Source organism: Microcoleus sp. N9_A2, assembly GCF_036701775.1.
GTDB lineage: Bacteria > Cyanobacteriota > Cyanobacteriia > Cyanobacteriales > Microcoleaceae > Microcoleus.
Window position 1 is genome coordinate 56,059 of sequence record NZ_JAUBRH010000036.1, and the last position, 11,746, is coordinate 67,804.

At 47.5% G+C, this 11,746-nt stretch carries 7 protein-coding genes and 1 tRNA gene; 2 read left to right on the forward strand and 6 right to left on the reverse strand.

The features are described 5' to 3' along the window. Positions 1-51 precede the first annotated feature (51 nt). The 4 genes from gcvT to QUA44_RS19660 all read right to left on the reverse strand — a co-directional run bounded on the left by gcvT (position 52) and on the right by QUA44_RS19660 (position 2,141). Positions 52-1,203: a glycine cleavage system aminomethyltransferase GcvT gene (gene gcvT / locus QUA44_RS19645; RefSeq protein WP_333253453.1), complete on the reverse strand. Its 1,152-nt coding sequence runs from the start codon at positions 1,201-1,203 to the stop codon at positions 52-54. 123 nt (positions 1,204-1,326) lie between these two features. Then, positions 1,327-1,399: transfer RNA gene (locus tag QUA44_RS19650), tRNA-Ala, on the reverse strand. Between the two features lie 148 nt (positions 1,400-1,547). Continuing rightward, the gene (locus tag QUA44_RS19655) at positions 1,548-1,751 is read right to left on the reverse strand and encodes a hypothetical protein (RefSeq protein WP_333253451.1); all 204 of its coding nucleotides are present in this window, start codon (positions 1,749-1,751) and stop codon (positions 1,548-1,550) included. Positions 1,752-1,928: 177 nt separating this feature from the next. Further along, the gene (locus QUA44_RS19660) at positions 1,929-2,141 is read right to left on the reverse strand and encodes a hypothetical protein (RefSeq protein WP_333253448.1); all 213 of its coding nucleotides are present in this window, start codon (positions 2,139-2,141) and stop codon (positions 1,929-1,931) included. On the opposite strand from QUA44_RS19660, the gene QUA44_RS19665 reads away from it, so the two are divergent. Next, positions 2,135-5,473 (forward strand): Eco57I restriction-modification methylase domain-containing protein, encoded by a 3,339-nt coding sequence (locus QUA44_RS19665; RefSeq protein ID WP_333253445.1) that lies wholly within the window; start codon positions 2,135-2,137, stop codon positions 5,471-5,473. The genes QUA44_RS19660 and QUA44_RS19665 overlap by 7 nt on opposite strands. A 214-nt stretch (positions 5,474-5,687) precedes the next feature. On the opposite strand, the gene QUA44_RS19670 is transcribed toward QUA44_RS19665, so the two are convergent. After that, positions 5,688-6,089, reverse strand: coding sequence for an endonuclease domain-containing protein (locus QUA44_RS19670; RefSeq protein WP_333253443.1), 402 nt, complete (start codon positions 6,087-6,089; stop codon positions 5,688-5,690). Positions 6,090-6,438: 349 nt separating this feature from the next. Continuing rightward, on the reverse strand, positions 6,439-11,169 hold the full coding sequence (locus QUA44_RS19675; protein ID WP_333253441.1) for a glutamate synthase-related protein: 4,731 nt from the start codon (positions 11,167-11,169) through the stop codon (positions 6,439-6,441). Between the two features lie 168 nt (positions 11,170-11,337). Here QUA44_RS19675 and QUA44_RS19680 point away from each other — a divergent pair, with 168 nt between their 5' ends. Then, the gene (locus tag QUA44_RS19680; protein WP_333253439.1) at positions 11,338-11,511 is read left to right on the forward strand and encodes a hypothetical protein; all 174 of its coding nucleotides are present in this window, start codon (positions 11,338-11,340) and stop codon (positions 11,509-11,511) included. The last annotated feature ends 235 nt before the right edge of the window (positions 11,512-11,746 follow it).

Genomic DNA, 11,746 nt, shown 5'->3' on the forward strand with positions numbered 1-11,746 from the left:
GCGATTTTTTCGATTTGCAGCGCAGATAATTTGAGCTGACGCACCCTACATTTAATTTGGGCGGTTGGGAGAGCGATAAAATGGTTTTTTAACCACCGTCGCCGGGTAATTTTTCCCGCGAATCTCGACTTCTAACCGCTGGCCGATTTTCGCTAATTTTACCGGAAGCATCGCGAGGGCTACTGCCCGATTCAAGGTAGGCGACAATGTACCGCTAGTAACTTCTCCTACTGTTTCGCTTTCAAATATTACCGGATAGCCGTGGCGCGCAATGTGCCGCCCTTCCATTTCTAACCCTACCAACCGCTTCGATACTCCATTGGCTTTCTGCTGTTCCAAAACCTCGCGCCCAATAAAATCGCCTTTGCTGTCGAGGTGAACTACCCAACCCAATCCAGCTTCTAAAGGTGTGGTACTGTCGTCGATATCTTGGCCGTAAAGTGCCATTCCTGCTTCTAAACGCAAGGTATCTCTGGCCCCCAATCCGCAGGGAACAACGCCAGCATCGAGGAATTTTTGCCAGACTTTTTTTCCGGTTTCTATATCCACCATGATTTCAAATCCATCTTCGCCGGTGTAACCTGTTCTGGCGATAAAACTTGGCTGTCCCAACAAATTTGTTTCTAAGTGTCCGAATGCTTTAATTGGGGCGAGGTTATCTTCCACAAAAGGCTGGAGGTATTTAACAGCTTCCGGCCCTTGAATTGCAATTAAAACTTGGTCTTGGGAGATGTCGGTAAAACTAATTTCGCTAGATGCTAAATGGGCTTCTATCCAGGCTTTGTCTGTGATGCGAGTGGCGGCGTTGACAATGATTACTGCACGTTCTTCGCCCGTAGTGGGATCTGGTTCTTGGCAGTAGAAAATAATGTCGTCTAAGATGCAGCCTTTGTTATTTAGTAAGACTGTATATTGAGCTTGACCTGGTTGCAAGCGGCTTAAGTCTGAGGGTACTAAGGGTTGAAATTTTTCTATTAGTTGTTTCCCTTTCAAGCAGAATTTTCCCATGTGGGAAATGTCGAACATTCCAGCTTGTTGGCGTACTGCTTGGTGTTCGCTGCTGATGCCTGCGTACTGCACTGCCATCTCCCACCCGGAAAATGGTACCATCCGACCTTTGAGCTGTAATGATAGGTCGTACAGAGGCGATCGCGCAAGCTGGCTCGGCCTCTCTGGATTTTTGGGTTCAGTTGACTTTGCCACGGGATAATTGCTTTTTTTGCGGGTAGATTGTTTTAATTTTACGGGAAAGTGCGATCGAATTTAAGAAGACGCTGGCACTTTCAACCGCCGTCCGATCTAATTTTGTTGATCTAATCTTGTTTATGGAGAATAGCGGGCTCGAACCGCTGACCCCTACAATGCCATTGTAGTGCTCTACCAACTGAGCTAATTCCCCTTTCTTTTCGCGCTCTCAATCATGCCTTAATGGAGTAATGTTTGTCAAGCCTTTTTGAAAAAATAGTTTGGAGCCTTGAACTGGCAAGGCTTTGGACTTTTTTTTAAATCTCCTGGCTGCTTTTCAATGAACGAATCCCTACTATTATTTAATAAGTGTGTTGGGATATTGCGGTTAAATGGCTCAAGCAAGAGCCCATGAGGAAGTAGACGACTACCAGGGCTGCGGCTGAGGCCGCAACTAGGATCCCGGCTAGCATTAGTGAAAATTCGCGTTGTGCGATCGCCTCTTGCATTAGGTGCAAAGACCAGGCTACTAGGGCTACGTCAATTATTAAAATAGAAATCAGCATAAGTTACGATTTGTAACAGCGTACCTATTGTAACAAAACTTTTGGCTCAGTGCAGATTAGCTTACGCGCATTTAATTATTGCTGTAAAACCCGCAGGGAGCAGCGGAAAGGCACTGAGAAAAAATGATAGCTCTACCTAATAATTACGATATGCAAAGTAAATGAGATCGGGCTGAGCTATTGAGGGGCGGCGGGCGCGATCGTGGCGGGCGCGATCGCCTTTTTTGAGGGTAGGTGCGTTAGGGAAGCCGGCGCCTGCGGGAGGCTCATCAACGAAGAGCGATCGCCCGTTTTGAGTGTAGCTGGATGGGAGAATGGCAAAATCTCAGCCGTTGTTGCACTTAGATGCGGTAAAATTAACTTGATTAATCTGCTTTTAAACGATGACAAATCGCTCTACTCGCGCCCTTTTTCACGGCAAAACACTCAACACCGCTTTGCGCGCTTTTAGCTTTCCGCAAGATATGGAAGTGCGCCGCCAAAAATTGGAAAAGTGGATTGCTGCACTGAAAACGGGTACCTTAGACGAAATCAAAGAAATTTCCCTGCACGGCAGTTTTATTAATGATATTTTTCAGGATGTTTTGGGATATTGCTCGGTAATTCAAGGTGCGGGGAAAGCTTGGGAAATTAACGCGGAACAAACGATATCTGATGGCGGCGGTTCTGCTGACGGGGCGATCGGCTTTTTTACTGCTGCTGACAATCCTCAAGGCAAAGCCGTTTCCCTGCAAGGTAAAGTGGTGGCTCCGATAGAACTCAAGGGAGCAAAAAATGATTTAGACCGTCCCGCATCCGGGCGAGCCGAGTCAGCCGTTGACCAAGGTTGGCGCTACGCTAATTATACACCCGATTGTCGCTGGATTATCGTCTCGAATTATCGAGAATTGCGACTTTATCATACCAATAAAACTCCCGCTTATTATGAACAATTTTTTCTGACTGACTTGGCGGATTTTGAAGCTTTTAAGCGGTTTTACTTTCTGCTATGCAGGCGCAATTTTTTGCCTTCTTCAAATCAAGCTCAAACAGTTTCTGCGATCGACAGACTGTTAAAAGACTCTGACGAAGCTCAAGAGGAAATTACCAATAAATTATATCAAGAATACAAAGCAATTCGACTCGCTCTCGTCAAGCATTTTCGCTTTACCGGGCCGCAGGACATTCCCAATCGCGATCGCGTACTCATCGAAAAAGCTCAAAAAACTTTAGACCGCGTTTTATTCATTGCTTTTTGTGAAGATAAAGGGCTGCTGCCGCGAAACACCCTCAGCAACGCTCACGACCACACAGACCAATACAATCCTAGATTAATTTGGGAAAATTATCAATCTGTATTTCGCTGGGTTGATGTGGGAAATGATGACCCTCCTGTACCGGGTTACAACGGCGGTTTATTTAAATTCGATCCGATTTTAGACGCACAGTTGACTGTGCCCAATCCGTTATGCAGTCTGCTTAACAAGCTGACCAGATTTGATTTTGATACGGAAGTTTCTGTCGATATTTTGGGGCATATTTTCGAGCAGTCTGTTACTGATTTGGAAGAGTTAAATGCTGAGACTGCCGGACAAGAATACAATCAGAAAAAAGGCAAGCGGAAAACTCAAGGTGTGTTTTACACGCCCGCTTTTATTACTCAGTATATTGTCGAGGTTTCTCTTGGCGGTTATTTGCACCGGCGAGAGCAAGAATTGCGCGATTTATTCCTAATTAGCGAAGTTGCTGAAGAGTCGGTTGGGCCGCCAAAGAAAACTGCCATTAAGTTTTGGAAAGCCTATCGAGATGAGGTGCTGCAAAAAACGCGAGTTATCGATCCGGCGTGCGGTTCGGGTGCTTTTTTGATTGCGGCTTTCGATTATTTGATGCAGCAGTACGAAAGAGTCGATCGCGAATTGAACGCTTTGGGCTGTAAGCCAAAAAACGGCAACTCCCTTGAATTTGACAGAAGCATTTTAAGCAACAACCTGTACGGCGTAGATTTGCTGCCGGAATCGGCGGAAATTACCAAACTTTCCCTGTGGTTGAAGACGGCCCAAGCGGGTAAAACGCTGACTTATTTGGATGATAATATTAAAGCGGGAAACTCGATCGTCGCTGACAGTAATGTAGCAGATACAGCGTTTGATTGGCAAGCTGAATTTCCCCCGATTTTTGCTGATGGCGGTTTTGATGTTGTCATTGGCAATCCGCCTTATGTGCGGCAGGAGTTGCTATCTCCACTTAAACCATACTTGCAAGCAAATTATGAATCCTATAACGGCGTAGCAGACCTTTATACTTACTTTTATGAACTCGGATTAAACATTCTCAAACCGGGGGGAGTGCTTTCGTATATTGTCACAAATAAATGGCTGAGGTCTGGATACGGTGAACCTCTACGCAAGTTCTTTGCCAGTCAAGGTTTACTAGAGCAAATTATTGATTTCGGACACGCGCCAATTTTTGAGGATGCTGATACTTTTCCCTGTATTGTCGCAGTCAGAAAACCTAACGCTTCTCTATGTATCTCTGAAACTGAAAGCGAGATTGAACCAGGTAAATCTGAACCTAATTCGCCTGTGATTGTTTGTCCGGTTCCGCGCGAGGAACTTGCTAATATCAACCTTACACAATACGTTCAACAACACGGTTATCAAATTTCGCGAGCTCGTTTTACTGCGAGTGCTTGGAGTCTGGAACCTCCTGCTGTTGATGAGTTGATGCAGAAAATAAAACAAGTTGGAGTTCCGCTCAAAGATTTTGCAGGGGTTAAGCCTTTATATGGCATAAAAACAGGATTTAATGAAGCTTTTTTAATTGATGAAGCTACTAAAAATAGTCTAGTTAAAGCTGACCCTAAGTCCGCTGAAATTATCAAGCCATTATTGCGAGGTCAGGATATAAAACGCTGGTGTCCTCAATGGGATGAAGTTTGGATAATCTTTGCTCATAGAGAGATTGAGATAGAAAACTATCCTACGATAAAATCTCATCTGGAAAAATATAGAACTAAGTTAGAAGCAAGAGCAGGCAAACAATTATGGTGGCAGTGGCAAGCCTCACCATCTTTTTGCAACCTATTTCAACAGCCTAAACTGAGCTATCAAGAAATTCAATTTCATCCAGCATATAGCTATGATAATAGGGGTTATTTAACAAATAATAAAGCTTTCATTATTCCGACTTCTGAATTGTATATCTTGGGAGTGCTTAATTCAGCACTCATCTGGTGGCACAATTGGCGGTATTTGCCGCACATGAAAGATGACGCACTGAGTCCCGTCGGCGAATTGATGGAAAAGCTTCCGATCGCACCACCAACTGACCAAATTCGTGCCGAAGTCGAATTAATTGTCAGCCGTTTAATTGAAATTGCCAAAACTAATCAAGAGACTCACCGAGATGTCTTGCAATGGCTGGAAATCACTTATTTAATTGATAAACTCGGACAAAAACTCGAAGACTTTTCTGCCCTTTCCTTTGCAGAATTCGTATCAGAAATCAGAAAGCGAATGCCAAAAACTAAATCCTCCGATCCTCTCGGCGTTGCTGGACTAAAAGCAGTCCGCGAAACTTATAATGAATATGCACCGGCCATTCAATCTCGCAAAGCTGAGGCGTTGAGACTGGAACACCGTTTATCCGATTTAGTTAATCAAGCTTACGGATTGACAGCGGAGGAAATAGATTTGATGTGGAAAACAGCACCTCCCCGAATGCCGATCGCCAGACAGATTTGATATAATATTAGATCGGTGTTTGTCTTCGTCTGGAATGTTGGGATAACAATTTTTGCCGACCAATTATGCAATTTGTGCGGGATTTAAAGGTTAATTCTTGACCTTTGAGGTAATTTTTAATCTCCTGTTGTCTTGCTCCCCCCTTGCTAAGGGGGGTAAAACACCTAATGCTCTCAGCGATTTAATCCCCTGTTATCCCATCTTGCTCCCCCCCTTAGCAAGGGGGGGCTGGGGGGGGTAAAACACCTAATGTTCTCAGCGATTTAATCCCATCTACAATCACATCTAGAACCCCATCCAAATTATGATAAACATTATCATTTGTAAACCTCAAAAAATTAATTCTTGCTGATTCAATAAATTCTTGCCTTTCCGCATCATATTCTACAGCATCTTCTTGAAAATGACTATCACCGTCAACTTCTAGTGCTAACTTGATTTCCGGCGAGTAGAAATCGATCACAAATTCTGCTACGCTGTACTGTCTGCGAAATTTACAATTCTCAAGCTGTCTGTTTTTGATTTTCTCCCAGAGACGTTTTTCAGCTTTTGTCATTTCTCTGCGAAGCCGCTGTCGCTTGAGTTTTTCTGAGGTTTTGTTGTAAAGTTTTGTCATTTTTTATTTGGGTTTTTTCGTTGCTTGCTTGGCTTTTCTTACCCCCCCAGCCCCCCTTGCTAAGGGGGAGCAAGAGGGTTTTTTGAGGTTGCTTGGCTTTTTTTACCCCCCCCCAGCCCCCCCTTGCTAAGGGGGGGAGCAAGAGGGTTTTTCGTTGTTGCTTGGCTTTTTTACCCCCGTTGCTAAGGAGGAGCAAGAGGGTTTTTCGTTGTTGCTTGACTTTTTTTACCCCGTTGCTAAGGAGGAGCAAGAGGGTTTTTTGAGGTTTTGTGAACTATCCGTGTAAGTCCGGTAGATGCAAAAAAGGGGCAACTCGCGTCGCCCCTCATCTATTTAATCAACTGGAAAATTAAACTTCCACAGCAATCTTTTGTTCCGAAGCCTCCGGCGAATTCGCTTCACTTGGCGGCACAACTTGCCAGAACTTAGGCAAATATTCAGCCCAATTTGCCAAAATCTTTTCAGCTTTCTTGCTGCCAGTTCGATCGCGCTGAGCCTCAATCAACTCCTTCAATTGCGCCTCCCCAGCCGCCGTACAAACGCGCTGCATCTTCACAATCTCCCCGTTGACGTGAGCTGGGAAAGTCCCATCTTCATCGAGGAAATAAGCCAAGCCGCCAGTCATTCCAGCGCCGACGTTGCGGCCGACTTTTCCTAACACGACGATCGCGCCGCCAGTCATGTACTCGCAGCAGTGATCGCCGGCACCTTCAATGACTGCTTTCGCCATTGAGTTGCGAACCGCAAACCGTTCGCCCGCTTTACCCGCAGCCAACAGAGTTCCCCCCGTTGCGCCGTACAAACAAGTGTTACCGACGATCGCATTTTCGGAAGCATCGTAAGTCGCACCAGCCGGCGGTGCGATCGCAATTTCGCCACCGTGCATTCCCTTACCAACGTAGTCGTTAGCTTGGCCTGACAGCACCAGCGTCATTCCCGGCAAATTGAATGCGCCGAAGCTTTGGCCCGCGCTACCCGTGCAGTTGAGGGTGATTTGACCGCTAAAGCCGGTGTTACCGTATTGCGTGGCGATCGCACCTGATAAACGTGCTCCCACAGTGCGATCGGTATTCACCAATTTTACACTCTTGCTAACACTGGTTTGATTGGCGATCGCACTTTTAATTTCAGCATCCGCCAACAAATCATCATCCAACACTGGCCCGTTGGTGTGAATATCGCCGTGAATCAAGAAAGATCGATCGCCCTTAGTATCCGGCAACTTAGTCAAACAATCCAAATTAATCGCTTGAGTTTTAGTTAGTTGCACCCCTTCGCGCATTGTCAGCAAATCCGCGCGGCCGATGATATCTGCGATCGACTTATAACCCAATTTCGCCAACAAACTCCGCACTTCTTCTGCTACGAAATAGAAGAAATTAACAACGTGCTCCGGCGTTCCGGGGAACCGTTTCCGCAAGTGTTCCTGTTGAGTTGTTACGCCCACCGGACAACTATTCATGTGACAAACGCGAGCCATAATACAGCCTTCAGCAATCATTGCCACCGTGCCAAAACCGTACTCTTCGCCGCCCATCAAAGCGCCTACAATCACGTCCCAGCCGCTTTTGAAGCCACCGTCAACGCGGAGCAAAACTCGATCGCGCAATTTATTTTCCATCAGCACCCGGTGAACTTCTGTCAACCCGAGTTCCCACGGAGAACCTGCGTGCTTAATCGAACTCAATGGCGAAGCACCGGTGCCGCCATCGTGACCGGAAATTTGAATCACATCAGCATTTGCCTTGGCCACACCGGCGGCCACAGTCCCGATGCCGACTTCCGACACCAACTTCACCGAAACACCAGCTTTTGGATTGATTTGATGCAAATCAAAAATCAACTGCGCCAAATCCTCGATCGAATAAATGTCGTGGTGAGGAGGAGGCGAAATCAGCGTGACACCCGGTTTCGATCGGCGCAAATAAGCAATATACTCGCTCACTTTCGGCCCCGGCAATTGACCGCCTTCACCCGGTTTCGCACCTTGTGCGATTTTGATTTCGATTTGTTTGGCGTTCATCAGGTACTCAGGAGTTACGCCGAAACGCCCGGAAGCTACTTGTTTGATCGATGAAGAAGCTGTATCGCCGTTTTGCAAACCTTTCAAGTGAGGTAGAGTTTGTGAGAAACCAGCCTCGCTGACATCGTTTAGCATTTTGTAGCGCACCGGATCTTCCCCGCCTTCGCCGGAGTTGGATTTGCCACCGATGCGGTTCATCGCAATGGCGAGAGTTTCGTGGGCTTCCGGGGACAAAGCGCCGAGGGACATACCGCCGGTGGCGAAGCGCTTGACAACATCTGCTACAGATTCGACTTCTTCGATCGCAATGGAAGGACGATCGCTCGCAAAATCCAGCAAATCTCGCAAAGCCGTTACCGGCCTGTTTTCTAGCTGTTGCTTGTAAACCTCGTAATGGTCGTAGGCACTTGCACCATTTTTGTCACCACTTGGTGTCATTTTTGGTTCGGCCCCATTGCCATTACTGTTAGTTTGAGCCTTAAAAGTAGTCACAGCCCTGTGCAAAGCCTTAGCCATTTCCGGGCTGTTCATGTGATATTCACCGCCCCGGCGGTACTGCACGAAGCCGAAGTTTTCCAGCTTTTTCAGAATCAATTCTGGGAAAGCCTGACTGTGGAAAGACATTACCTCGTTAGCCAGTTCCGCCACACTCAAACCGCCGATGCGAGAAACAGTGCCTTTGAAGCCCAAATCGAGCAAATCACCGCCAATGCCGATCGCCTCAAAGATTTGCGCCCCCTGATAGCTAGACAGCAGCGAAATCCCCATTTTCGACAAAATCTTCAGCAAGCCATTTTCCACCGCTGTGCGGTATTTAGCTTGAGCTTCAGTGACGGTAATTTTGGGAACTTTGCCGTGCTGCATCAAATTTTGAGTTTTGGTGTCAAACCACCAGCCGCGCACGCTTTCCAATGCCAAGTAAGGGCAAATAGCCACCGCACCGTAACCCATCAAACAAGCGAAGTGGTGAGTGCTCCAACATTGGGCGGTATCGACAACTAGCGAAGTTTGCATCCGCAGCCCAACGCTAATTAAGTGGTGGTGAATCGCACCAACTGCCAGCAACGGAGGAATGTAAGTACATTCAGCACTCAATCCACCCGAAGATACATTGCCTTCTTTCTTCAAAAGTCGATCGCTCAAAATCAGAATTCTCGAACCCTCGCGCACCGCTTCAGCCGCCTCTTGACAAAGTTGCTCGACTGCGGTTTTCAAACCTCCGGGCCCTGCAGCGATTTTGTAAAGAGTGGACAATTCGGTGGCGGGGAAAGACTTTTGGTCTTTCAAGAAACACAGTTCAGCGTCGTTGAGTACCGGGGAATCAATTTTTAGCAGCTTGGCATTTTCCGGGATTGTTTGCAATAAATTGCCCCGCAAGCCTACATTCATTGTGAGTGACATCACCATCCCTTCGCGCAGGGGGTCGATCGGCGGATTTGTCACTTGAGCGAACCGCTGTTTGAAATAGTTGTACAGCAACTGAGGCTTTTCTGAGAGTACGGCCAAAGGAGCGTCATCGCCCATGCAGAAAGTCGGTTCCTTCCCAGAACTCGCCATCTCCACAATCACCATATCCAAATCTTCGGCGGTGTAGCCAAAAGCAGTTTGGGTTGCTAAGAGTGTTTGCGGTTCCAGGGTTGCCGTTTCCGCAAAAGGCTGCGGTTCCAAGGTTTCGCGGTTTTGTTTCAGCCATTCGCCGTAGGGGTGGCGCTTAGCAATTCGCTGTTTTAGCTGCCAATTTTTGAGAATTTCGTGGGTTTGCAGGTCAACTGCAATCATTTGTCCTGGCCCCAAACGGCCTTTTTCGACAATATCTGCTTCGGGAATATCGACAACTCCGGCTTCGGAGGCGACAATTACCAAACCGTCTTTAGTAATGCAGTAGCGGGCCGGACGCAAACCGTTGCGATCGAGCGTAGCACCTACTTGTTTGCCGTCGCTGAACACCAGCAAGGCCGGGCCGTCCCAAGGTTCTTGAATGCCGCTGTAATATTCGTAAAAATCTACAATTTCGGGATAGGTGGCCAAATCCGGCTGATTTTTGTAAGCTTCCGGCACCAGAATTGTCAGGGATTCTAGGGGAGTGCGGCCGGAGTGCACCAACAATTCCATCACGTTGTCCAAGTTGGCCGAATCGCTGCTTTCGGGATTGACGATTGGGTTGAACGTGTCGATGTCGGCTTGACTCCAATTCGGGTGAGACAAATTGGCTTGTCGCGCCTTCATCCAGGTAATATTGCCCAACAGCGTGTTAATTTCGCCGTTGTGTCCCAGCAAGCGCATCGGCTGGGCCAAGTGCCAGCGGGGCATGGTGTTGGTGCTGAAGCGGCGGTGATAGACGGCGAAGGAGCTTTTATAAGCGGGATTTTTCAGATCTGGGTAAAATTCTGCCAGTACGGCCGATCGCACCATGCCTTTATAGACGATCGTGCGGCAGGAAAAAGAGCAAGTATAAAATTCTCGGCGGGTGAAGTTGGGGCGATTTGATAGGGCGTGTCCGATCGTGCGGCGGGCCAGAAATAGCTGTCTGTCGAGTTCGTCTCCGGTTAAGTCCGGTGAACTGACAATTACTTGTTCGATTTGAGGCTGATTTTCTAGCGCTTGCGGGCCCAAAACCGAGGGTACAATGGGAACTTTGCGCCATCCCAAAAGTATCAGCCCGCGATCGGTCAGAACTTGCTCAACCACCTGCCGCGCTATAGTCGCTTGAAATTTATCTTGAGACAAAAACAGCATTCCCACGCCGCAGTTTTCCCGTGCTGGAGGCACAATTCCCTGTTCGGCAAACCAAGCATCCAGCAATTCCCAAGGAATCGCCGTCATCAAACCGGCACCGTCGCCGGAATCAGAGTCGGCGCTGCAACCGCCGCGGTGTTCCAGACAAGTTAAGGCTGGCAGAGCTTTTTGAATCAGCGAGTGAGTAGCTTTACCGTTTTGGTTGGCAATAAAGCCTACACCGCAGGCATCTCTTTCTTCCACTAACCAGCTTTGGCCGGCGAATGGAGTTCCTCGTTGAGTCTGATGCACGTTGCTGTTTGGATCGATCGTATTACCCATGTTGATTGAAAGTTATTTCGGTGATTGTGTGGTTGATTTGTTTTTATAGCTCGGAGAGAGAATGCTGCCGAGTGGTGGGATCTTAGTAAATCTTGAAACAGCACATAGCAAGCTGATTTAGATAAAAATTTACGTCGATGCTGCCTGCACTGAGGACTGAAACCCTGTTTGCCAATTTTAAATTATGTCGCTCGCATCGCCTCGGAGATGTCTCCTAGAATACCCTGCTGTGAAAAAGCAGTGATTCTTTGGGCGATCGCCGCCCTGCAACTACAGACATTGCAGGCAATTCCCTACCGGATAGCTGCGCTAGCGCGGGTTTTTTGGGTGTTTTTTCCCTGAGTCCGCAAGGGTAGCCTTGCAGCGGAATCAGGTAGATAGTAACTTTAGCGTTATTTTGCTGACTGCGCTGTTGAGTTGCTTTCGTTAGCGCCCGCAGACACAAAAGCCACCTGCCCGCTCACTGGGTAGGTGCAATCTAGCAGCGTGGTTCACAACTGTTGACACTCCTCGCGCTAAAGCGACGAGGATTCTTAAGACCATATTTTCTGTCTTAAAGGCGCTGACAAAGTGCCCC